The organism is Streptomyces zaehneri, assembly GCF_032248645.1.
Lineage (GTDB): Bacteria > Actinomycetota > Actinomycetes > Streptomycetales > Streptomycetaceae > Streptomyces > Streptomyces coriariae.
Window position 1 is genome coordinate 1 of the sequence record NZ_JASTTJ010000010.1, and the last position, 23,178, is coordinate 23,178.

21 protein-coding genes are annotated in these 23,178 nt (G+C 69.2%); 17 read left to right on the plus strand and 4 right to left on the minus strand.

Annotation, left to right across the window (positions count from 1 at the left end; genetic code table 11):
- The 3 genes from QQM72_RS18075 to QQM72_RS18085 all read left to right on the plus strand — a co-directional run.
- On the plus strand, positions 1 to 1,319 hold a 1,319-nt coding region (locus tag QQM72_RS18075), incomplete at its 5' end, for a vitamin B12 dependent-methionine synthase activation domain-containing protein (protein WP_314221915.1).
- Between the two features lie 112 nt (positions 1,320 to 1,431).
- A complete protein-coding gene (locus tag QQM72_RS18080; RefSeq protein ID WP_314221916.1) occupies positions 1,432 to 2,130 on the plus strand; it encodes an HAD family hydrolase in 699 nt (232 codons plus the stop codon).
- A gap of 478 nt (positions 2,131 to 2,608) precedes the next feature.
- Complete coding sequence (locus QQM72_RS18085) at positions 2,609 to 4,216, plus strand: ABC transporter substrate-binding protein (protein ID WP_314221917.1); 1,608 nt, start codon at positions 2,609 to 2,611, stop codon at positions 4,214 to 4,216.
- A gap of 193 nt (positions 4,217 to 4,409) precedes the next feature.
- Here QQM72_RS18085 and QQM72_RS18090 read toward each other — a convergent pair whose 3' ends face one another.
- Complete coding sequence (locus tag QQM72_RS18090) at positions 4,410 to 5,081, minus strand: response regulator (protein ID WP_020128315.1); 672 nt, start codon at positions 5,079 to 5,081, stop codon at positions 4,410 to 4,412.
- 14 nt (positions 5,082 to 5,095) lie between these two features.
- Positions 5,096 to 6,127 (minus strand): PD-(D/E)XK nuclease family protein, encoded by a 1,032-nt coding sequence (locus QQM72_RS18095; RefSeq protein WP_399077663.1) that lies wholly within the window; start codon positions 6,125 to 6,127, stop codon positions 5,096 to 5,098.
- Positions 6,128 to 6,317: 190 nt separating this feature from the next.
- Here QQM72_RS18095 and QQM72_RS18100 point away from each other — a divergent pair, with 190 nt between their 5' ends.
- The 3 genes from QQM72_RS18100 (at position 6,318) to QQM72_RS18110 (ending at position 9,909) form a co-directional block, all read left to right on the plus strand.
- Entirely contained in the window at positions 6,318 to 8,180 is a 1,863-nt protein-coding gene (locus QQM72_RS18100) for a site-2 protease family protein (protein WP_449657433.1), read from the plus strand.
- A 52-nt stretch (positions 8,181 to 8,232) separates the two neighbouring features.
- Entirely contained in the window at positions 8,233 to 9,135 is a 903-nt protein-coding gene (locus QQM72_RS18105) for a tRNA (adenine-N1)-methyltransferase (protein ID WP_046261810.1), read from the plus strand.
- A gap of 195 nt (positions 9,136 to 9,330) precedes the next feature.
- Positions 9,331 to 9,909 (plus strand): hypothetical protein, encoded by a 579-nt coding sequence (locus QQM72_RS18110; protein WP_314221919.1) that lies wholly within the window; start codon positions 9,331 to 9,333, stop codon positions 9,907 to 9,909.
- Positions 9,910 to 9,965: 56 nt separating this feature from the next.
- Here QQM72_RS18110 and QQM72_RS18115 read toward each other — a convergent pair whose 3' ends face one another.
- Positions 9,966 to 10,271 (minus strand): ferredoxin, encoded by a 306-nt coding sequence (locus QQM72_RS18115; RefSeq protein WP_020128320.1) that lies wholly within the window; start codon positions 10,269 to 10,271, stop codon positions 9,966 to 9,968.
- Positions 10,272 to 10,514: 243 nt separating this feature from the next.
- On the opposite strand from QQM72_RS18115, the gene arc reads away from it, so the two are divergent.
- The 6 genes from arc to prcA all read left to right on the plus strand — a co-directional run bounded on the left by arc (position 10,515) and on the right by prcA (position 16,656).
- Entirely contained in the window at positions 10,515 to 12,281 is a 1,767-nt protein-coding gene (arc, locus tag QQM72_RS18120; RefSeq protein ID WP_020665692.1) for a proteasome ATPase, read from the plus strand.
- 233 nt (positions 12,282 to 12,514) lie between these two features.
- Positions 12,515 to 14,026, plus strand: coding sequence for a depupylase/deamidase Dop (dop, locus tag QQM72_RS18125; RefSeq protein ID WP_399077667.1), 1,512 nt, complete (start codon positions 12,515 to 12,517; stop codon positions 14,024 to 14,026).
- Positions 14,027 to 14,214: 188 nt separating this feature from the next.
- Positions 14,215 to 14,433 carry a ubiquitin-like protein Pup gene (locus tag QQM72_RS18130; RefSeq protein WP_020128324.1) on the plus strand — a complete coding sequence of 73 codons (219 nt, stop codon included), beginning with the start codon at positions 14,215 to 14,217 and terminating at the stop codon, positions 14,431 to 14,433.
- A 47-nt stretch (positions 14,434 to 14,480) separates the two neighbouring features.
- Complete coding sequence (locus QQM72_RS18135; RefSeq protein WP_314222124.1) at positions 14,481 to 15,059, plus strand: endonuclease VII domain-containing protein; 579 nt, start codon at positions 14,481 to 14,483, stop codon at positions 15,057 to 15,059.
- The gene (gene prcB / locus QQM72_RS18140; RefSeq protein WP_314221920.1) at positions 15,011 to 15,856 is read left to right on the plus strand and encodes a proteasome subunit beta; all 846 of its coding nucleotides are present in this window, start codon (positions 15,011 to 15,013) and stop codon (positions 15,854 to 15,856) included. The genes QQM72_RS18135 and prcB overlap by 49 nt, the downstream gene beginning before the upstream one ends.
- Before the next feature lie 62 nt (positions 15,857 to 15,918).
- Complete coding sequence (prcA, locus tag QQM72_RS18145; RefSeq protein WP_054239395.1) at positions 15,919 to 16,656, plus strand: proteasome subunit alpha; 738 nt, start codon at positions 15,919 to 15,921, stop codon at positions 16,654 to 16,656.
- A 62-nt stretch (positions 16,657 to 16,718) separates the two neighbouring features.
- Here prcA and QQM72_RS18150 read toward each other — a convergent pair whose 3' ends face one another.
- Positions 16,719 to 17,735 (minus strand): LacI family DNA-binding transcriptional regulator, encoded by a 1,017-nt coding sequence (locus QQM72_RS18150; RefSeq protein WP_314221921.1) that lies wholly within the window; start codon positions 17,733 to 17,735, stop codon positions 16,719 to 16,721.
- A gap of 120 nt (positions 17,736 to 17,855) precedes the next feature.
- Here QQM72_RS18150 and QQM72_RS18155 point away from each other — a divergent pair, with 120 nt between their 5' ends.
- The 5 genes from QQM72_RS18155 to QQM72_RS18175 all read left to right on the plus strand — a co-directional run bounded on the left by QQM72_RS18155 (position 17,856) and on the right by QQM72_RS18175 (position 23,160).
- Positions 17,856 to 19,115, plus strand: coding sequence for an MFS transporter (locus QQM72_RS18155; RefSeq protein WP_314221922.1), 1,260 nt, complete (start codon positions 17,856 to 17,858; stop codon positions 19,113 to 19,115).
- A 9-nt stretch (positions 19,116 to 19,124) separates the two neighbouring features.
- Positions 19,125 to 20,486: a Pup--protein ligase gene (gene pafA / locus QQM72_RS18160; protein WP_057607036.1), complete on the plus strand. Its 1,362-nt coding sequence runs from the start codon at positions 19,125 to 19,127 to the stop codon at positions 20,484 to 20,486.
- A gap of 136 nt (positions 20,487 to 20,622) precedes the next feature.
- Positions 20,623 to 21,618, plus strand: a complete 996-nt coding sequence (locus QQM72_RS18165; RefSeq protein ID WP_314221923.1) for an FKBP-type peptidyl-prolyl cis-trans isomerase — start codon at positions 20,623 to 20,625, stop codon at positions 21,616 to 21,618.
- A 62-nt stretch (positions 21,619 to 21,680) separates the two neighbouring features.
- The gene (locus QQM72_RS18170) at positions 21,681 to 22,052 is read left to right on the plus strand and encodes an FKBP-type peptidyl-prolyl cis-trans isomerase (protein ID WP_020128331.1); all 372 of its coding nucleotides are present in this window, start codon (positions 21,681 to 21,683) and stop codon (positions 22,050 to 22,052) included.
- Positions 22,053 to 22,182: 130 nt separating this feature from the next.
- Positions 22,183 to 23,160, plus strand: a complete 978-nt coding sequence (locus QQM72_RS18175) for a helix-turn-helix transcriptional regulator (RefSeq protein ID WP_314221924.1) — start codon at positions 22,183 to 22,185, stop codon at positions 23,158 to 23,160.
- Positions 23,161 to 23,178: the final 18 nt, after the last annotated feature.

Sequence of the window (23,178 nt, forward strand, 5' to 3'; positions counted from 1 at the left end):
GCAAGGGCACCATCGTGCTGGCCACGGTGCGCGGCGACGTCCACGACATCGGCAAGAACCTCGTCGACATCATCCTGTCCAACAACGGCTACAACGTCGTCAACCTCGGTATCAAGCAGCCGGTCTCCGCGATCCTGGAGGCCGCCGAGGAGCACCGGGCCGACGTCATCGGCATGTCGGGTCTGCTGGTCAAGTCCACGGTGATCATGAAGGAGAACCTGGAGGAGCTGAACCAGCGCAAGATGGCCGCCGACTACCCGGTCATCCTCGGCGGCGCGGCCCTGACCAGGGCCTACGTCGAACAGGACCTGCACGAGATCTACCAGGGCGAGGTCCGCTACGCCCGCGACGCCTTCGAGGGCCTGCGCCTGATGGACGCCCTCATCGGCGTGAAGCGGGGTGTGCCCGGAGCGCAGCTGCCGGAGCTGAAGCAGCGCCGGGTCCGCCCGAGCGCCGCCGCCGTCGAGACCGAGGAACGCCCGGAGGAGGGTCACGTCCGCTCCGACGTCGCCACCGACAACCCCGTCCCGAAGCCGCCGTTCGAGGGCACCCGCGTCATCAAGGGCATCCAGCTCAAGGAGTACGCCTCCTGGCTCGACGAGGGCGCCCTGTTCAAGGGCCAGTGGGGCCTGAAGCAGGCCCGTACCGGCGACGGACCGAGCTACGAGGAGCTCGTCGAGACCGAGGGCCGGCCCCGGCTGCGCGGCCTGCTGGACCGCCTGCAGACCGACAACCTCCTCGAGGCGGCCGTCGTCTACGGCTACTTCCCCTGTGTGTCCAAGGACGACGACCTGATCGTGCTGGACGAACAGGGCAACGAACGCACCCGCTTCACCTTCCCGCGCCAGCGCCGCGGCCGCCGTCTGTGCCTGGCCGACTTCTTCCGTCCGGAGGAGTCGGGGGAGACGGACGTCGTCGGCTTCCAGGTCGTCACCGTCGGCTCCCGCATCGGCGAGGAGACCGCGAGGCTGTTCGAGTCGAACTCCTACCGCGACTACCTCGAACTGCACGGCCTGTCCGTACAGCTGGCCGAAGCCCTCGCCGAGTACTGGCACGCACGCGTGCGCTCCGAACTCGGCTTCGCCGGCGAGGACCCGGCGGACGTCGAGGACATGTTCGCCCTGAAGTACCGCGGCGCCCGCTTCTCCCTCGGTTACGGCGCCTGCCCCGACCTGGAGGACCGCGCCAAGATCGCCGAGCTGCTCCAGCCCGAGCGGATCGGCGTCCATCTGTCGGAGGAGTTCCAGCTCCACCCCGAACAGTCCACGGACGCCATCGTCATCCACCACCCCGAGGCGAAGTACTTCAACGCACGGTGACACGAGCGTGCCACTGAGCACACTGATCGGATAAGTCGTACACTGGTCGGTCCACCGAAGGCCGGTTCCCCCAGCGGGAACCGGCCTGCTCGTCCCTCAAGGAGGTATGTGGATGACCAGTACGGTTCCCGCGCCAGTAACCCGTACGGCCGAGGGCTCCGCCCTGCAGGCCGTGCTGCTCGACATGGACGGCACCCTGGTGGACACCGAGGGCTTCTGGTGGGACGTCGAGGTCGAGATCTTCGCCGGCCTGGGCCACACCCTCGACGACTCCTGGCGCCATGTCGTGGTCGGCGGCCCGATGAGCCGCAGTGCCGGGTTCCTGATCGAGGCGACCGGGGCCGACATCGACCTCGGCGCGCTCACCGTCCTGCTCAACGAGGGGTTCGAGGAGCGCATCACCCGCGCCCTGCCCATGATGCCGGGCGCCGCCCGGCTCCTTGCCGAGCTGGCCGAGCACGAGGTGCCCACGGCCCTCGTCTCCGCCTCCCACCGGCGCATCATCGACCGCGTCCTCACCTCGCTCGGCGCCGACAACTTCCGCCTGAGCGTGGCCGGCGACGAGGTCCCGCGGACCAAGCCGTACCCCGACCCCTACCTGTTCGCGGCCGCCGGACTGGCCGTGGACCCCACCAGATGCGCCGTCATCGAGGACACCGCGACCGGGGTCGCCTCGGCCGAGGCGGCGGGCTGCCACGTGGTCGCGGTGCCCTCCGTGGCGCCGATCGCGCCGTCCCGCAGGCGCACCGTCGTCCCCTCGCTGGAACAGGTCGACCTGGCATTTCTGCGGGACCTGATGCCGCTCCGATGATCGGCACCGCGATCATCGGAGATCGGCCGATGACGGAAATGCGATAGACGTTCACCCAGCGTGCACCGCCGATAACGAGGAATTCGGCGGGTGTGCGCGCGGTGGAATTCCGATCTTCGGCAACGCTTCGGCGGCGGCCGAATTCCACCCCGTCCGAACCCCGTACGGCGTGTGACGTTCCCCACCCGTCCGGGGGTCGACAGTTGACTCTCCGTGTGCATTACGCCCTGTCGGGGAGGGCTCGGGCGCGCCCTTGTGTCCCGATTGGTGAGCGGCTGTACGAATCATTCCACTGATCATTGTTCAGTGCGTCCGCAGCCGGTTTCACAGCGTGATGGAGTTTCAACTCCGGTGGCCGCGAACCGTCGTGCTGGTGCGGACTAATCTCATCGCGAGAACCTCGCCCTAACCCCGTGATCCGCCGCGCCACCCCTGCATGCCGGGTACACGGACTCGACAGCTCTGGAGAAACTCGAGCATGAACCGCAAGACTTTGGTGCTGCCGGCCGTGGTAAGTCTGCTCGCGCCCGTACTCGCCGCCTGCGGCGGGTCCGACAGCGGAAGCGGCAGTGGGGACGCCATCGTCATGGGCACCACCGACCGGTTCACCGTCACCAAGGACGCCCCGGCGCCGCTCGACCCGGCGTACTCCTACGACGTCGGCACCTGGAACATCCTGCGCCAGACCGTGCAGACCCTGATGATCCAGCCCAAGGGCGAGGGCGAACCCGTCCCGGAGGCGGCGCAGAGCTGCGGCTTCACCGACACCGGCAACGAGCGCTACGCCTGCAAGCTGCGCAGCGGCCTCAAGTTCGCGAACGGCGACGCGGTCACCGCGGACGACGTCAAGTTCTCCATCGAGCGCGCCCGCACCATCAAGGCCGACTCCGGCGTGTTCGCCCTGCTGTCGACGATCGACACCATCGAGACGCAGGGTGACAACGAAGTCATCTTCCACCTCAAGACCGCAGACGCCACCTTCCCCTTCAAGTTGTCGACTCCGGTCGCCGGCATCGTCAACCCCGACGACTACGAGAAGGACAAGCTGCGCGACGGCTTCTCGATCGACGGGTCCGGCCCCTACACCCTCAAGGCCGAGACCGACGGCGACGAGATGAAGAAGGCCGTGTTCACCAAGAACCCCAACTACAAGGGGACGCTGAGTGTGAACAACGACCAGGTCGACATGGTCTCCTACGAGGACGCCGACGCCATGGGCACCGCCCTCGAAAAGGGCGACATCGACCTGATGACCCGCACCATGTCGCCGGAACAGATCCAGAAGCTCTCCGAGGCCTCCGCGACCGGGGACATCAGCCTCGTCGAACTGAACGGCCTCGAGATCCGCTACCTGGCCTTCGACACCACCGACCCGGCGGTCAAGTCCAAGGCCGTGCGCCAGGCGATGGCCCAGGTCATCAACCGCAGCGCGCTCGTCTCCGAGGTGTACGGCTCCCAGGCCGAGCCCCTCTACTCGCTGGTCCCGGCCACGCTCACCGCCCACTCCAACTCGTTCTTCAACACCTACGGCGACCCGAGCGTCGCCAAGGCCAAGGCCATGTTGGAAGACTCGGACATCACCACCCCGGTGAAGCTGACGCTGAACTACACGACCGACCACTACGGCCCGGCCACCAAGCAGGAGTTCGAGGTGCTCCAGAAGCAGCTCAACGACAGCGGCCTGTTCGACGTCAGCATCAAGGGCACCGCCTGGGACGCGTTCGTCCCGGCGGAGCGCAAGGGCGAGTACGCGGTCTACGGCATGGGCTGGTTCCCCGACTTCCCCGACGCCGACAACTTCGTCGCCCCGTTCCTCGACAAGGACAACTTCCTCAAGTCCCCGTACTCCAACGCGGACATCATCGACAAACTGATCCCGGCCTCCCGCCGCGAGGCCGACCGCCTCAGCGCCGCCAAGAACCTGACCGAGATCCAGGACATCGTCGCCAGGGACGTCCCGGTCCTGCCGCTGTGGCAGGGCAAGCAGTACGTCGCCGCGAACAACGACGTCACCGGCACGGCCTACGTGCTGAACTCCTCCGCGACCCTTCAGCTGTGGGAGCTCGGCCACGGTGTGAGCAACTGACCACCCCCTCCGGGGCCCGGGACGTCTACGGCCCGCAGAACCGCCTGGACGCCTCCACGGTGTTCCGCCTCCGGGAACTCGGCAAGAGCTGACGACCCGACAGATACAAGCAGGAAGGCGCCCCCCGGCCGGGGGGCGCCTTCCTGTTCGTCCGGGTCGTTCAGTTGTCTCCGGTCTTCCCGTTCTTCCGGTGCTACTGCGCGCCGGGACGCACCAGACCGCTCTCGTACGCGTACACCGCGGCCTGCACCCGGTCGCGCAAGCCCAGTTTGTTCAGCACGTGACCCACGTGCGTCTTCACGGTGGTCTCGCTGACGAAGAGGTCGGCGGCGATCTCGGCGTTCGACAGCCCGCGCGCCACCAGCTTCAGCACCTCCACCTCCCGGTCGGTGAGCGTGTGCAGCGTGTCCGGCACCGGCTCGTCCCCGGAGGGCAGATGCGTGGCGTACTTGTCGAGCAGCCGACGCGTGATGCTCGGCGCCAGCATGGCCTCGCCCGAGGCCACCACCCGGATCGCCTGCACCAGTTCGTTGGCGGGCGCGTCCTTCAGCAGGAACCCGCTCGCCCCGGCCCGCAGCGCCTCCACCACGTACTCGTCGAGGTCGAAGGTGGTCAGCACCAGCACCTTCGCCGGCCCGTCCCGCCCCGGCCCGGTGATCTGCCGGGTCGCCTCCACCCCGTCCATCCGCGGCATGCGGATGTCCATCAGCACCACATCGGGCTGCAACGCCCGCACCTGGTCGAGAGCCTGGAGGCCGTCTCCGGCCTCGCCGACGACCGCGAGATCCTGCTCGGCCTCCAGGATCATCCGGAAGCCGGTACGCAGCAGCGGCTGGTCATCGACCAGTAGGACGCGGATGGCCACCTATGTCTCCTTCTTTAGCCCGGCCCCATTCTGCCCTGCGCCCCGCCCTCGGACTCCGCCGCCCTCACCGGCAGCGTCACGGGAAGCGGATACGGCGGGGGAGTGCCGCCGAACTCCGGGCAGTGCGCCTGGTGGTCGCACCAGCCGCACAGCTTGGTCGGCCGCGGCCGCCACTCACCCGTCTGTGTCGCCAGCCGGATGGCTTCCCACAGCGCGAGCAACTTGCGCTCCACCCGCTCCAGATCGGCCAGGACCGGGTCGTACGTCAGCACGTCACCACTGCCCAGGTACACGAGTTGAAGCCGCCGGGGGACGACGTTCTTCAGCCGCCACACGACCAGGGCGTAGAACTTCATCTGGAACAGCGCGCCCTCGGCGTACTCCGGCCGGGGCGCCTTGCCGGTCTTGTAGTCGACGATCCGCACCTCGCCGGTGGGCGCGACATCGACCCGGTCGATGATCCCGCGCAGCCGCAGCCCCGAGTCCAGCTCCGCCTCGACGAACAGCTCCCGCTCGGCGGGCTCCAGCCGCGTCGGATCCTCCAGCGTGAACCAGCGCTCGACCAGCCGCTCCGCCTCCACCAGCCAGCCGGCCAGCCGCTCGCCCTCCGGATCGTCGGCGAAGAGCTCCACGACCTCCGGCCGGGTCTCCCGCAGCCGGTCCCACTGGCCCGGGATCAGCGACTTGGCCCGCGGCGCGGTCCGCTCGGCCGCCGGCGCGTCGAACAACCGCTCGAGGACCGCGTGCACCAGGGTGCCCTTCGTGGCCGCCGGGCTGGGCTTCTCCGGCAGCCGGTCGATCACCCGGAACCGGTACAGCAGCGGACACTGCATGAAGTCACCGGCCCGCGAGGGCGAGAGCGAGGCAGGCGCTATGGCGGCGACGGCCGTCGCCACCGCCTCCGGCACGACCGTCTCCTGGCGGACCGCCTCCTGGACGATCGCTCCGGGGACGACCGCCTCCGGGTCGCTCCCCTCCGTGTGCGCCGGACCCTCCACGACACCGCCGTCGCCCACCCGGGCGACGCCCTCGCTGCTGCTCTCCATGACCCCAGACCTTACGGCCCAGCACTGACAGTCACCCAGCCCGCGCACCCGGCTCGTCCCCGAAGACCGGCGACGACCGGGGAAACGCGGGGGGTGCCGGGGCGGAACACGTCACGACCGCCGCATACCATCGGTCCGAGACCCTCCCGCCCGGTACGAGCGGGAGACGCTTCGACGAGGGGACACCGTGGTGGAAAGCGGCGGGACCGGGCGGCCGCGGCCGGACAGCGAACAGTCGGCCGAGCACCCCGCGACACCTGCGTCCCCGGCCACCGACCTCGCGCGGACCCCTGACCCCGGCACCCCCGAGGCGGAACCCGCGCCGACCACGTCCGAGGCACCGGAGCCGAGCGAAACCACGCCCGCCGAAGCCGCAGCCGACGGCCGGGACGCCCCCCAGGGGCGACCGGCACCCGGCGACGACCCCCGCACGGCCGGTGCGAACGGGGACAGCAAGACCGAGACCAAGACCGAGATCGGGACCGGAACCGGAACCGGGGCCGGAACCGGGGGCGGAGCCGGGACTGGGACCGCGACCGGAACTGAGTCAGGGACCGAGGCCGGAACTGGAGCCGACTCAGGGGCCGAGACCGGAGCCGAGACCGGAGCCGAGACTGAGACCAGGGCCGAGATCGGAACCGAGACTGGGGCCAGGACCGAGGCCAGGCCCGAGACCGGGGCCGGGACCGAGACCGGGGCCGGGACCGAGACCGGGGCCGGGACCGAGACCGGGGCCGGGACCGAGACCGGGGCCGGGACCGGGGCCGGGACCGAGACCGGGGCCGGGACCGAGGCCGGGGCCAGGACCGAGGCCGGGCAGCCGGCGCCTCTCGCCCCCGCCCCCGCCCCCGCCCCCGTTCCGATCCTCACCAAAGGCCCGCCGCCGCAGCGTCCCCCGGAGCAGCCGCGCGGCGGCCTCCTCATGGGCCGCCCCTTCGGCGTCCCCGTCTACGTAGCGCCCAGCTGGTTCCTCGTCGCCGCCCTCATCACCTGGGTCTTCGGCAATCAGCTCGACCGCGTACTGCCCGAACTGGGCGCCCTCCGCTACCTCGTCTCCCTCTTCTTCGCGGTCGCCTTCTACGCCTCCGTGCTCATCCACGAACTCGCCCACACCGTCGCGGCCCTCCGCTTCAAGCTCCCGGTCCGCCGCATCCAGCTCCAGTTCTTCGGCGGCGTCTCCGAGATCGAGAAGGAGGCCGAGACCCCAGGCCGGGAGTTCTGGCTCGCGTTCGTCGGCCCGCTGCTCTCCCTGGTCCTCGCCGGCGTCTTCTACCTCGCCATGCAGCCCGTGGAGCCCGGCACCGTCCCGGGTGTGCTGCTGGCCGGGCTGATGATCTCCAACCTCATCGTGGCGATCTTCAATCTGCTGCCCGGCCTTCCGCTCGACGGCGGCCGCATGCTCCGCGCCGTCGTCTGGAAGCTCACCGGCAAGCCCATGAACGGCACCATCGCCGCCGCCTGGGTCGGCCGCGCCCTCGCCGTCTCCGTCCTCATCGGCCTTCCCCTGCTCACCCAGTCCGGCGCTCTCGGCTCGAGTGCCGAGGACAGCGTCGGCATGGACACCGTCACGGACGCCCTCCTCGCGGCCATCCTCGCCGCGATCATCTGGACCGGCGCCGGGAACAGCCTGCGCATGGCCCGCCTGCGCGAACACCTCCCCGAGCTGCGCGCCCGCACCCTCACCCGGCGGGCCGTCCCCGTCGAGACCCACACCCCCCTCTCCGAAGCCCTGCGCCGCGCCAACGACGCCGGCGCCCGCGCCCTCGTCGTCGTCGACGCCCACGGCGAACCCCTCTCCCTCGTCCGGGAGGCCGCCATCGTCGGGGTGCCCGAACACCGCCGCCCCTGGGTCGCCGTCAGCGGCCTCGCCCAGGACCTCACCGACGGCATGCGCGTCTCCGCCGAGCTGGCCGGCGAGGACCTCCTCGACGTCCTGCGCGCGACCCCCGCCACCGAGTACCTCGTGGTCGAGGAGACCGGCGAGATCTTCGGCGTCCTGTCCGCCGCCGACGTCGAGCGAGCCTTCGTCAAGGCCATGGCCAGACCGTCCTAGCCGGGCCGTCCCCGTGGTCGGCGGCCCCGGCAAACCCCGGTAGGCTGTTCACATGTCCGAACCGACCGGTGCCGCCCGCAGGCGCGGGCCCTTCAAGGTCGGGGACCAGGTTCAGCTGACCGACCCCAAGGGCCGCCACTACACGTTCACGCTCGAGGCCGGGAAGAACTTCCACACCCACAAGGGTTCCTTCCCGCACGACGAACTGATCGGTGCTCCCGAGGGCAGCGTTGTCCGCACCACCGGGAACGTCGCCTACCTCGCGCTGCGCCCCCTGCTCCCCGACTACGTCCTGTCCATGCCCCGTGGGGCAGCTGTCGTCTATCCGAAGGACGCGGGGCAGATCCTCGCCTTCGCCGACATCTTCCCCGGGGCCCGCGTCGTCGAAGCCGGAGTCGGCTCCGGCTCGCTCAGCAGCTTCCTGCTGCGCGCCATCGGTGACCAGGGCATGCTGCACAGCTACGAGCGCCGCGAGGACTTCGCCGAGATCGCCCAGCAGAACGTGGAGCGCTACTTCGGCGGCCCGCACCCCGCCTGGCAGCTCACCGTCGGCGACCTCCAGGACAACCTGTCCGACACCGACGTCGACCGCGTCATCCTCGACATGCTCGCCCCCTGGGAGTGCCTGGAGGCCGTCTCCAAGGCGCTCGTGCCCGGCGGCATCCTGTGCTGCTACGTGGCCACCACCACCCAGCTCGCCCGCACCGTCGAGTCCATCCGCGAGATCGGCTCCTTCAACGAGCCGACCTCCTGGGAGTCGATGATCCGCAACTGGCACGTGGAGGGCCTGGCGGTCCGCCCGGACCACCGGATGATCGGCCACACCGGCTTCCTGCTCACCGCCCGTCGCCTCGCCGACGGCGTCGAGCCGCCGATGCGCCGCCGCCGCCCGGCCAAGGGCGCCTACGGCGAGGACTACACCGGCCCCAATGCCGACGGAGGCAGCGGCCGCTGACGCCGCCCCAGCACAGCGTTCAACGACAGGGCGCCGTTCCCGCACCCGTCGACGGGGCTCGGCACCGAGGGGCGACGCGGCCGATGTCCACGTCCGACATCCCGCACCCCGCCGTTCCCTCACCCTGTGACGTGTGGCACGATGCTGGCCATTCCCCCAGCCCCACCGGCACAGCCACCACAGGAGACACTGCCAGTGCAGCAATCCGCCCTCCCGGAACTGGCACACACCCACACCAGGCCGATCCACTGGGTCGCGACCGCCGCCGCACTCGCCGGCGTCGTCGCCCTCTCCTCACTTCTGCAGCCCAAACCCGCGACCGCCGCCCAGGCCGCCGGCCCGGAGGCCGGGCCCGCCCCGGTCGCCACCGCGCCCCCCGCCACCACCGGCGTCGACTTCCCCCTCGAATGCGGCCCCGTGCAGGCCCTCGTGGTCAAGAAGGCCAGCGGCGACCTCGACGGCGACGGCGTCCCGGAGACGGTCGCCGTGGTGCACTGCGACGCCCCCATGGGAACCCCGCCCGACGGCGTCTACGTCCTCACCCAGGGCGCGGACAGCACGCACGCGCGCGTGGTGGCGACCCTTGTCGACCCGAAGGCCCGCAACACCGTCACGAGCCTCTCCGTCACCGACGGAGCCGTCCTCGCCACACTGCTCGGCTACTCCACGGCCGACGTACCCAGTTGCTGCCCCGACGTGAAGGACAGCGCCAAGTGGCAGTGGAAGGACGACAGGTTCATCCGCTCGACACCCGCGGGCGCCCACAGCGTCTGATCCCGGCCATCACCCTGTGAGAAATCAGACAGGCGTCACCATGTGCGTCCGGCACGTCACTCCGCGTCCGGACCGTAGATCTCCACGCTGTCCGAAACGCGTCGCACATGAATGCAGTCGCCCGGACACTCCCGCGCCGAGTCCACCACGTCCGTCAACAGCGGCAACGGCACCGGGGTCGTGGCCCCCTTGGCCTGGAGCAGCTCGTCGTCGGCGCCCTTGACATAGGCCAGGCCGTCGATGTCCAGCTCGAACACCTCGGGTGCGTACTGGGCGCAGATCCCGTCGCCGGTACAGAGATCCTGGTCGATCCAGACCTCCAGCTCTTCGCTGCCGACACCGGTCTCCTGCTGCACGCCCATATCTCCTGCCGTTTACTGTCGAGCCGCAAGGGAACCATGCAGGCTCTGACGGGTGTTGAACACTTCGACCCTACCCTCGGCGGCTTCCGGACCGTGTTCGGTGGGTATTCCCCTGGCGTGAGGGAGAGCGCAAGGGTGAAGATCGGACACACCCCGACAGTCTTTGTGATCTAGGGGTTTCAATCGACACCCACCCAGGTAGGGTCTGGAAGCGTCCAGCTCCCCTTGGAGGAGGTGAGGACCGTGGCAGCCCACGACGACGACATGAACCGCGGCATCCGCCCGGGACGAGGGTCCGACGACCCGTCCGGGCAGATTGCCTACCTTGAGCAGGAGATCGCCGTCCTGCGACGCAAGCTCGCCGACTCTCCGCGGCACACGAGGATTCTCGAAGAGCGGATCGTCGAGCTACAGACAAACCTGGCCGGCGTGTCCGCCCAGAACGAGCGACTCGCGAACACACTCCGTGAGGCCCGCGACCAGATCGTGGCCCTCAAGGAGGAAGTCGACCGGCTCGCCCAGCCGCCGGCCGGCTTCGGCGTCTTCCTCACGGCGAACGAGGACGGCACGGCCGACATCTTCACCGGGGGCCGCAAACTCCGGGTGAACGTCAGCCCCAGCGTCGAGCTCGAAGAGCTACGGCGCGGCCAGGAAGTGATGCTCAACGAAGCGCTCAACGTGGTCGAGGCCATGGAGTACGAGAGCGTCGGCGACATCGTCACCCTCAAGGAGATCCTCGAGGACGGCGTACGCGCCCTCGTGCAGGGGCACACCGACGAGGAACGAGTGGTCCGGCTCGCCGAGCCGCTCCTCGACGTCGTCATCCGCCCCGGCGACGCCCTCCTGCTCGAACCCCGCTCCGGCTACGTCTACGAGGTCGTTCCCAAGAGCGAGGTCGAGGAACTCGTCCTCGAAGAGGTTCCCGACATCGGCTACGAGCAGATCGGCGGCCTCGGCGGACAGATCGAGATGATCCGTGACGCCGTAGAGCTCCCGTACCTCTACCCCGACCTCTTCAAGGAGCACGAGCTGCGCCCGCCCAAGGGCGTCCTGCTCTACGGACCTCCCGGATGCGGTAAGACGCTCATCGCCAAGGCCGTCGCCAACTCGCTGGCCAAGAAGGTCGCCGAGGTCACCGGTCAGGCCACCGGCAAGAGCTTCTTCCTCAACATCAAGGGTCCCGAGCTCCTCAACAAGTACGTCGGTGAGACCGAGCGGCAGATCCGCCTCGTCTTCCAGCGTGCGAGGGAGAAGGCCTCCGAGGGCACCCCCGTCATCGTCTTCTTCGACGAGATGGAGTCCCTCTTCCGCACCCGCGGCTCCGGCGTCAGCTCGGACGTGGAGAACACCATCGTTCCGCAGCTCCTCGCGGAGATCGACGGTGTCGAGGGCCTGCAGAACGTGGTCGTCATCGGTGCCTCCAACCGTGAGGACATGATCGACCCCGCGATCCTGCGCCCGGGCCGCCTCGACGTGAAGATCAAGATCGAGCGTCCGGACGCCGAAGCGGCGAAGGACATCTTCCAGAAGTACCTCACCGAACGCCTTCCCCTGCACGCCGAGGACGTCGGCGAACACGGCGGCGACAGGACCACCACCGTCCAGAGCATGATCCAGACGGCCGTGGAACACATGTACGCCGAATCCGAGGAAAACCGCTTCCTGGAAGTCACCTACGCCAACGGCGACAAGGAAGTCCTCTACTTCAAGGACTTCAACTCCGGCGCGATGATCGAGAACATCGTCGGCCGCGCCAAGAAAATGGCCATCAAGGACTTCCTCGACCACAACCAGAAGGGCCTCCGGGTCTCCCACCTCCTCCAGGCGTGCGTGGACGAGTTCAAGGAGAACGAGGACCTGCCGAACACCACCAACCCCGACGACTGGGCCCGGATCTCCGGGAAGAAGGGCGAACGGATCGTTTACATCCGTACCCTGATCACCGGAAAGCAGGGCGCGGACACCGGACGCTCCATCGACACGGTGGCGAACACCGGACAGTACCTGTAAGAACAGGGCGGCTGCGGGTGCCCACCACGGGTACCCGCAGCCGACTGCTTTCCGGGCCACGGCTGGAGCAAGGCAATGACGCAAATGATCTCCCCCCCAGCGCGGAGGCGTTCTAGGCTCTTCCGTACCGCCGGGTCGCGCAGTGCGGGGACGGGCACCGCACACGCGCCGGAGCACCACCGGTATCTGAGCGGCGCCCACGACCGAGGGTGCCGCCGGGCAAGGAGGGCCGCATGACCGTACGGCGAGTAATGGGCATCGAGACGGAGTACGGCATCTCCGTCCCCGGCCACCCCAACGCCAATGCCATGCTCACCTCGTCCCAGATCGTCAACGCCTACGCGGCGGCGATGCACAGGGCCCGCCGGGCCCGCTGGGACTTCGAGGAGGAGAACCCGCTGCGGGACGCGCGTGGTTTCGACCTCGCCCGCGAGGTCGCCGACTCCAGCCAGCTCACCGACGAGGACATCGGCCTCGCCAACGTCATCCTCACCAACGGCGCACGCCTCTACGTCGACCACGCGCACCCCGAGTACAGCGCGCCCGAGGTCACCAATCCCCGCGACGCCGTCCTCTGGGACAAGGCCGGCGAGCGGATCATGGCCGAGGCCGCCGAGCGCGCCGCCGCACTGCCCGGCGCGCAGCCCATCCACCTCTACAAGAACAACACCGACAACAAGGGCGCCTCCTACGGCACGCACGAGAACTACCTGATGAAGCGGGAGACCGCCTTCTCGGACATCGTGCGCCACCTGACGCCCTTCTTCGTCTCGCGCCAGGTGGTCACCGGCGCAGGCCGCGTGGGAATCGGCCAGGACGGCCACGAGCACGGCTTCCAGCTCAGTCAGCGCGCCGACTACTTCGAGGTCGAGGTCGGCCTGGAGACGACGCTGAAGCGCCCGATCATCAACACGCGCGACGAGCCGCACGCCGACGCGGAGAAGTACCGCCGCCTCCATGTGATCATCGGCGACGCCAACCTCTCCGAGATCTCGACCTATCTGAAGCTGGGCACGACGGCCCTGGTCCTGTCGATGATCGAGGACGGCTTCATCGCGGTGGACCTGGCGGTCGACCAGCCGGTCCGGACCCTCCACCAGGTCTCCCACGACCCGACCCTGAAGCGACTGGTCACCCTGCGCAGCGGCCGCACGCTCACCGCGGTCCAGTTGCAGATGGAGTATTTCGAGCTCTCGCGCAAGTACGTGGAGGAGCGGTACGGCTCGGACGCCGACGACCAGACGAAGGACGTCCTCGCGCGCTGGGAGGACACCCTGAACCGCCTGGAGAACGACCCGATGAGCCTCGCCGGCGAACTGGACTGGGTCGCCAAGCGGGAGCTCATGGAGGGCTACCGGCGCCGTGACAGCCTCGACTGGGACGCCGCCCGCCTCCACCTCGTCGACCTCCAGTACGCCGACGTACGGGCCGACAAGGGCCTCTACAACCGTCTCGCGGCCCGTGGCCGCATGAAGCGCCTGCTGGACGAGTCCGAGGTCGAGCGGGCGATCACCAAGCCCCCGGAGGACACCCGCGCGTACTTCCGCGGCCGCTGCCTGGAGCAGTACGCCGACGACGTCGCCGCCGCCTCGTGGGACTCGGTGATCTTCGATCTGCCGGGTCGGGATTCGCTCCAGCGCGTCCCAACCCTCGAACCTCTTCGCGGAACGCGAAATCACGTCAAGGCGCTCCTGGACCGCTGCCGCACGGCAGAAGACCTGGTCAAGGTGCTCTCGGGCGGCTGAACGACCACCCGGACGCAACCTCCCCGACGGGGTGGAAACCCTTCCGTCAGGGAATCATCGAGGTGGCCCCCGTACGTTGTGGCAACTGCGGGGCCGATGTCGGACCCGGCTTGTAGGGTCTGATCATCACCGATCGGCAGGAATGCCGACCTGTCGACCATGTCGGGCGAAAGAGCGGGGTGAGGGTTATGGCGACCAAGGACACCGGCGGCGGCCAGCAGAAGGCGACGCGCTCCACGGAGGAGGTCGAGGAGCAGGCGCCCGAGGCGCAGGCTTCGGAGGACCTCAAGGAGCGCCAGGAGAAGCTGAGCGACGACGTGGACTCGGTTCTGGACGAGATCGACGATGTCCTCGAGGAGAACGCCGAGGACTTCGTTCGAAGCTTCGTTCAGAAGGGTGGCGAGTAGCCTTTGAATTGAAGGCTACGGGGGATCTGAACTTGGCAAGCGGAGAGATGGTGAAGAGCTGCTCGCGGTGCAGGGAGTCGAAGCCACGGGCAGCCTTCGCCAGTAACAGGGCGGCAAAGGACGGGTTGCAGGCCTACTGCCGGGAATGCTGGGCGGCATATCACCAGGCTCGCCAACTCGCGAAGGGCCGGAACGTGCGGCCGCGGGTGGAGACGCCCGAGGGACACAAGTTCTGCCGCAGCTGTGAGGAGATCAAGCCGCACAGCCAGTGGCACCGCAACTCAACAGCGTCCGACGGCCTTGCGACCTGCTGCAAGGCATGCAAAGCAGCCAAGGGGCGCCGTGGACACCTGAAGCGGCAGTACGGCATGACGGAAGCCGAACGCGACGCCATGGTGGCCGCACAGCGGGGTCTCTGCGTGATCTGCCTGAAAGCTCCTGCCGCGCATGTGGATCACTGCCACGAGACGGGTAGGGTCCGTGGCGTACTGTGCTTCAACTGCAATTCGGCCATCGGCAAGTTGGGAGACGATCCCGACGCTGTTCGTCGGGCAGCCGCTTACCTGGAAGGAACTCCATGGAAGCCAACACTCGTAGCACCGGGCGTCTACCGGCTGCCTTCCTGACGCCCGGGTCCTCGTCCTTCATGGACTTTCTCTCCGACCACCAGCCGGAGCTGCTGCCCGGCAAGCGGCAGCTGCCCCCGACGCAGGGTGTGATCGAGGCGCCGCACGGCACGACGATCGTCGCCGTGACGTTCCCCGGTGGTGTCGTGCTCGCCGGTGACCGTCGCGCCACGATGGGCAACGTCATCGCGCAGCGGGACATCGAGAAGGTCTTCCCGGCTGATGAGTACTCGGCCGTCGGAATCGCCGGTACCGCCGGTCTGGCCGTCGAGATGGTGAAGCTGTTCCAGCTGGAGCTGGAGCACTTCGAGAAGGTCGAAGGAGCGCAGCTCTCGCTCGAGGGCAAGGCGAACCGCCTGTCGACCATGATCCGTTCCAATCTGGGCATGGCCATGCAGGGTCTGGCGGTCGTGCCCCTCTTCGCCGGGTTCGACGTGGACCGGGACCGCGGCCGGATCTTCTCCTACGACGTCACGGGCGGCCGCTCCGAGGAGCACCACTACGCCGCCACCGGCTCCGGCTCGATCTTCGCGCGCGGGGCCATGAAGAAGCTCTTCCACGACAGCCTGACCGAGGAAGAGGCCACGACCCTCGTGGTCCAGGCCCTCTACGACGCGGCGGACGACGACTCGGCGACCGGTGGTCCCGATGTCGCGCGCCGGATCTACCCCATCGTCACCGTGATCACCGAGGACGGCTTCCGCAGGCTCACCGACGAGGAGTCGTCGGAGATCGCCCGCTCGATCCTGGCGCGTCGCCTGGAGCAGCCGGACGGCCCGCGCGCCGCCCTGCTGTAGCGGCGGCCCCGTACCCAGCCCAGGTGATCCCAGTGACTTCGACAGAAAGGGACGGATAACCGGTGTCGACGCCGTTCTATGTCTCACCCCAGCAGGCGATGGCCGACCGCGCCGAGTACGCCCGCAAGGGCATCGCGCGCGGCCGCAGCCTCGTTGTGATCCAGTACGCCGACGGCATCGTGTTCGTCGGTGAGAATCCGTCCCGCGCGCTGCACAAGTTCAGCGAGATCTACGACCGGATCGGCTTCGCGGCCGCCGGCAAGTACAACGAGTACGAGAACCTGCGGATCGGTGGTGTCCGGTACGCCGATCTGCGTGGCTACACCTATGACCGTGACGACGTGACCGCCCGCGGTCTGGCCAACGTGTACGCCCAGACGCTGGGCACGATCTTCTCCTCGGCGGGCGAGAAGCCCTACGAGGTGGAGCTGGTGGTGGCCGAGGTCGGCGCCACGCCGGACGGGGACCAGATCTACCGACTGCCGCACGACGGCTCGATCGTGGACGAGCACGGTTCGGTGGCGGTCGGGGGCAATGCCGAGCAGATCAGCAGTTACCTGGATCAGCGTCACCGGGACGGCATGAATCTGTCCGAGGCGCTGAAGCTGGCCGTGCAGGCCCTGTCGCGCGACACCAACGGCACGGAGCGGGAGATTCCCGCCGAGCGTCTGGAGGTGGCCGTGCTGGACCGCACACGGCCGCAGTCGCGCAAGTTCAAGCGGATCGTGGGCCGTCAGCTGGGCCGGCTGCTGGAGACGGACGGCGCGACCACGGAGGCGGAGAGCTCCGAGGAGGAGTGACACCGTCCGCGATTCGTCCCTCGTGCGCCCCGGTCGATGATTCGGCCGGGGCGCAGGGCGTCTCAGGAGGCGTTCGGTGGCGCCGTGGAGGCCCGTACGACCAGTTCGACGGGGATGTCCCCGCCGTTCGGCGTGCGGCCCTCCAGGACGGCAAGGAGGGCTTGCATGCCGCGTTCGCCGAACAGTTCGGCGTCCAGTCTTACGGTCGTCAGCTCGGGGTCGAGGGCGGTGGCCAGGGCGAGGTCGTCCAGGCCGGTGACGGACACGTCGTCGGGGACGCGCAGGCCGAGACGCCGTAGGGCCTTGTAGACGCCGGCCGCGAGTTTGTCGTCGTCGCAGACGACGGCGGTGGGGCGGGGCCCCGGGGCGCTCAGCGCCGCCTCCGCGGCGGCCAGGGCGCCGTCGATGGAGATCGGGGCGGGGGCGGTGCGCAGCGAGGTCCGCGCCGCCGCGCCGACCCGGGCGGCGAGCTCACGCGCGCGTACCTCGAAGGTCCAGGACGGGATGTCGGCCGCGAGGTGCAGGAAGTGGCGGTGGCCGAGGCCCAGCAGATGGTCGGCGACCTGGCGGACGCCGTCGGCGATGTCGAGGTTGACGGTGGCGGCGCCGAGGCTTCCGCGGGGGTCGCTGTCCAGCATCACCAGGGGCAGCTGGTCGCCGCGGATGGCGGTGAGCGCGTCGGCGGCCATCGAGGAGGCGAGGACGCCGTCGAGGGCGGCCTGGGCGGAGGCGAAGGGGTCGCGGGCGGGGCCGACGCCCTCGGGGGAGGGGTAGAGGACCACTCCGAAGCCGTGCTCGGCCGCGACGCGCGCCGCCCCGGTGTAGACGCCGGCGAAGAACTCCGTCGTGAGCGCGGGGACGACGAGCAGGACCGTGCGGGTGCGGCCGAGGCGCAGGTTGCGGGCGGCGAGGTTGGGCCGGTAGCCGAGCTCGCGGGCCGCCTCCCGTACGCGTTCCGCGGTGGTCTCGGAGACGCGGCCGCGCCACTTGTCGCCGAGTACGAGGGAGACGGCGGCCTGGGAGACTCCCGCGGCCTGGGCGACGTCACGGCTCGTCGGGCGCGTGCTACCTCGTGCCACCGTGGGCCTGCTCCTTCGTCTGGACTGGCGAACAGCGCACATGGTACGTATGACAAGAGACGTTATACGTAAAACTTCGGGGTGGTCCACCGCCTCGGGCGAGCCGACGGAGGCGGGACATTGGCCGCGGGATACCTGGAGATCCTCAGGGCGAAGCACGCTGCCCGGCTGCTGACCGGCACGCTCGTCGGCCGGCTGCCCAACGCCACGGCCGCCATCGCGATCGTGCTGTTCGTGCGCGCCGCGGGCGGCACCTACAGCCTCGCGGGCGCGCTGGCGGCCGTGTACGGCGTGGCCAACGCCGTCGGGCAGCCGCTGCTGGGAAGACTGGTCGACAGGCACGGGCAGCCGCGGGTCCAGCTGCCCGCGGCGCTCGTCTCCGCCCTGGCCATGGCGGTCTTCGCCTTCGTCGGTGCGGACCCGCTGCCGCTCGCGTACCTGTCGGTGGCGGCCGCCGGTCTCTTCACGCCGCCCCTGGAGGGCGGTCTGCGGGCGCTCTGGCCGGCGGTGCTGCGCCGTGAGGACCAGGTGCACACGGCGTACGCGATGGACGCGGTGGCGCAGGAGGTGATGTTCACCGTCGGCCCGCTGCTGGTGACCCTGTGCGTGTCGGTGTGGTCGGCGCAGGGTGCCCTGCTGGTGCTGAACGCGGTCGGCGTGCTGGGCGCGCTGTCGGTGGTCGTGTCGCCGCCCTCGCGGGCGTGGCGGTCGGCCCCGCGCGAGGCGCACTGGCTGGGCGCGCTGCGGTCGCCCGGTCTGCTGGCGCTCCTCGGCGCGTTCCTGTTCATCGGTGTCGCGCTCGGTTCCATCACGGTGGCGTCCGTGCCGTACGCGGACGACCACGGTGGTGACGCGGTGTACGGCTGGCTGATGGCGGCGCTGGGACTCGGCGCGCTGCTCGGTGGTGTGGTGTACGGGGCGCGTCGGTGGGCGGGGCCGCCGGAGCGGCGACTGCGTTGGCTGGTGGCGCTTCTGGCGGTGTGTTACCTGCCGCTGACGCTGATGCCGGGTGCGGTGGCGATGGTGGCGCTGACGGCGCTCGCGGGCGTGTTCCTGGCGCCTGCCATCGCGTGCGCGTTCGTCATCGTGGACCGGCACGCGCCGCGCGGCACGGTGACGGAGGCGTTCTCCTGGCTGGTGACGACGTTCACGGTCGGCGCGTCGGTGGGAACGGGCCTGGCGGGTCCGGTCGTGGAGGCGGGCGGCGCGCTGTGGGGGTTCACGGTGCCGGCTGTCGCGGGCGCCGTATCGCTGGTGGTTTTGCTGGCCACGGGGCGGGTACTTGCAGTTCCCGCCGGGAGTGGGGTGGTTGCGGCTTCATCGGAAAATGATCCAAACCGTGCTGCCGAACCCCGTTTCAGTTCAGGGGATCGGGCGTAATGTTCACTCATGGACCGCCGCATTTTCGGGCTGGAGAACGAGTACGGCGTCACATGTACGTTCAGGGGACAGCGCCGGCTGTCTCCCGACGAGGTGGCGCGGTACCTCTTCCGCCGTGTCGTGTCATGGGGCCGAAGCAGCAATGTCTTTCTGCGAAACGGCGCCCGCCTCTATCTCGACGTGGGATCGCATCCGGAATACGCGACACCGGAATGTGACAACGTGACCGAGCTGGTCACCCACGACAAGGCCGGCGAGCGCATTCTCGAAGGACTCCTGGTGGACGCGGAACGACGCCTGCACGAGGAAGGAATCGCGGGCGACGTCTACCTCTTCAAGAACAACACGGACTCGGCGGGCAACTCTTATGGTTGCCACGAGAACTACCTGGTGGCCCGGCACGGGGAGTTCTCCCGGCTCGCGGACATCCTGATCCCGTTCCTGGTGACCCGCCAGCTGCTGTGCGGTGCGGGCAAGGTGCTTCAGACGCCCCGTGGGGCGGTCTACTGCGTCAGTCAGCGGGCCGAGCACATCTGGGAGGGCGTCTCCTCCGCGACGACCCGCTCGCGGCCCATCATCAACACGCGCGACGAGCCGCACGCGGACGCCGAGCGTTACCGCCGTCTGCATGTCATCGTCGGCGACTCCAACATGTCCGAGACGACCATGCTGCTGAAGGTCGGCGCGACCGACCTGGTGCTGCGCATGATCGAGGCGGGCACGGTGATGCGGGATCTGACGCTGGAGAACCCGATCCGGGCGATCCGCGAGGTCAGCCACGACATCACCGGCCGGCGCAAGGTGCGGCTGGCCAGCGGCCGGGAGGCCTCCGCGCTGGAGGTTCAGCGGGAGTACTACGAGAAGGCCGTGGACTTCGTCGAGCGCCGGGGTGTGCGTACCGGCACCGTGGACCAGGTCCTGGAGCTGTGGGGCCGCACGCTGGACGCGATCGAGGCGGAGGACCTCGACCGGATCGGCACCGAGATCGACTGGGTGATGAAGTACAAGCTCATCGAGCGGTACCGGGCCAAGCACAACATGACCATGTCGCATCCGCGGGTGGCGCAGATAGACCTCGCTTATCACGACATTCACCGTCGTCGTGGTCTGTACTACCTGTTGGAGCGAAAAGGCCAAGCCGCGCGGATCTGCAACGACTTGAAGATCTTCGAGGGCAAGTCGGTGCCGCCGCAGACCACCAGGGCCCGGTTGCGCGGCGACTTCATCCGTCGCGCACAGGAACAGCGCCGGGACTTCACGGTGGACTGGGTGCATCTGAAGCTCAACGACCAGGCGCAGCGCACCGTGTTGTGCAAGGACCCGTTCCGGTCGGTGGACGACCGGGTGGAGAAGCTGATCGCCGGAATGTGAGTGACGCGTTCCGCACCGCGGTGCGGAACGCGACACGGGCGCCGTACGTTCCCGTACGGCGCCCTTCGCATGTCCACAAACGTCGCTAAGGTAGCGCGCACGCCATCAGAAGATCGACCGATTACGAGGCTTCATCGTGCGCCGACGCTCACTCATCCTTGCCGCCGTACCCGCGGGACTGGTCACTCTCGCCGCGTGCGGCGACGACAAGTCCGACTCGAGCAAGGCGAGCGACAGCGCGTCGTCCTCCGCCGGGGCCACGCCTCCACCGAAGATCGTCGACGGCCCGCTGCCGGCCATCACGGCGGGCGTGAAGTTCGACGAGAAGCCGACCGTCGCCAAGGGCAGCGGTGAGCCCTCGGACCAGCTGGCGGTGAAGACGGTGATCGCGGGCAGCGGCAAGACCGTCGCGGAGAACGACTACATCCAGGCCAACTGTCTCGGTCAGATCTGGGACAGCGCGAAGGTCCTCCTCAACACGTACGACACCAAGAAGCCGCTGTTCACCCAGCTCGCGCAGGGCGGCACCATCGACGGCTGGCGCTATGCGCTGACGGGCAAGAAGACCGGCAGCCGGGTGCTCTTCTCGGTGCCGCCGACCTGGGCCTTCGGCAAGGACGGCGACGCGGACACGGGCATCAAGGGGACCGACACGCTGGTGTTCGTCTTCGACATCCAGGACACGTTCAACGCGAAGAGCTCGGCCAAGGGCAAGGACGTGCCGCAGGACGACGCCGCCGTGCCGAAGGTGGGGACGAACACCGACGGCAAGGCGCCCTCGGTCGAGATCCCCAAGTCGGACCCGCCGACCAAGCTGGTGTCGAACTACGTGATCGAGGGAGACGGCCCGAAGCTCGCGGCGGACGACACCGTGCTGGTGCAGTACAAGGGCGTCGTCTGGGACACGGGCAAGGAGTTCGACTCCTCGTACAGCCGCAGTTCGCTGACCTCGTTCTCGCTCCAGCAGGTGGTCAAGGGCTGGGCACAGGGACTGACCGGCAAGAAGGTGGGCAGTCGGGTCGTCATCGTCGTTCCGCCCTCGCTGGGTTACGGCGACAGCCCGCCGAGCGGCAGCGGCATCGAGAAGGACTCCACGATGGTCTTCTCGGTGGACATCATCGCCAAGGTGTGAGGCGGGCGAAGGTGTAAGACTGTCCGTGTTGCCTTTCCGTGAGACATGCAGGAGCCAGTGACGTGAGCATTGACAAGCCCGAGATCGACTTCCCCGGCGGCGAGCCCCCGGCGGACCTCGAGATCAAGGACATCTGGGAGGGTGACGGCGAGGTCGCGCAGGCCGGCCACAACGTCAGCGTCCACTACGTCGGTGTCGCCTTCAGCACCGGTGAGGAGTTCGACGCCAGCTGGAACCGCGGGACGCCGTTCCGCTTCCCGCTCGGTGGCGGACGCGTCATCAAGGGCTGGGACCAGGGCGTGCAGGGCATGAAGGTCGGCGGCCGTCGCCAGCTGACCATCCCGGCCCACCTCGCCTACGGCAACCAGAGCCCCACCCCCGCGATCAAGCCCGGCGAGACGCTGATCTTCGTCGTGGACCTGCTCGGGGTCTGACCGTCGTACGACCAGTGTTGATCACCTGGGGTCCATGCCCGGCCGGGCATGGACCCTCGGCTTTTGTCCGGGCGCCGCGGGGCGGTACGGTCGACGATCGTAAGCACCATAGGGGAGGCGAAGGGCGTCGATGGCCATTGCCAAGGCCGAGCGGCTGATGAACCTGGCGCTGTGTCTGCTCGGGACGCGCCGGCCGCTCAGCAAGCGTGAGCTGCGCGATTCCATCGAGGCGTATGTCGAGACCTTCCGGTCGGGCAACGGCGGGGCGGGGTCGGACGACTCGTTCAACCGGATGTTCGAGCGGGACAAGGACGATCTTCGCGAGCTCGGCCTGGTCATCGAGACCGTGGAGAGCCTGGACGGCGAGATCGGCTACCTGGCCCGCCGCGACAGCAACCGGCTGCCGCCCATCACCCTGGACGCCGAGGAGGCCGCGGCGCTGGGCCTGGCCGCCAAGGTGTGGCAGCAGGCGCGGCTGGCCGGTGCCGCGAGCGGCGCCCTGCAGAAGCTGCGCGCGGCGGGGCTCCCCGAGGACGTCGACCCGTACGAGGCACACGGCGCCCTGGAGCCCCGGATCCCCGTGCACGAGGCCGCGTTCGAGCCGCTGATGCTGGCCTGCCGCGACCGTCGGCCCGTCATGTTCGACTACCGCAAGGCCACCGCCGCGCACCCGGAGCCCCGGCACGTCGAACCGTGGGCGCTGGAGTGCTGGCGCGGCCACTGGTACCTGGCCGGATTCGACCGCGACCGGGGCGCCGAGCGGGTCTTCCGGCTGTCGCGGATCACCGGCAGGGTGCGCTCGCGCGGGGCGAGCTTCACCGTGCCGGTCCCCGATGTCGTCACCGTCCGTGAGACCGTCGCGAGCTGGGCGGGCGAGACCGCCGACCGCAGCGCGCTGATCCGGCTGCGCACGGACGCCGGGTACCCCTTGCGGGCGAAGGCCACCGCGGTGCGGGAACTCGGCGACGGCTGGGACGAGTTGGAGATTCCGTACGGGCACGGGCTGGACGCCTGGCTGGTGGAGTTCGGGCCGGACGTGGTGGTCCTCGACCCCGCCGAGCTGCGCGCGGACGTCGTGGACCGGCTACGCGCCGTGGCCAAGGGCTGAGGGGGAGCGAGCAACACA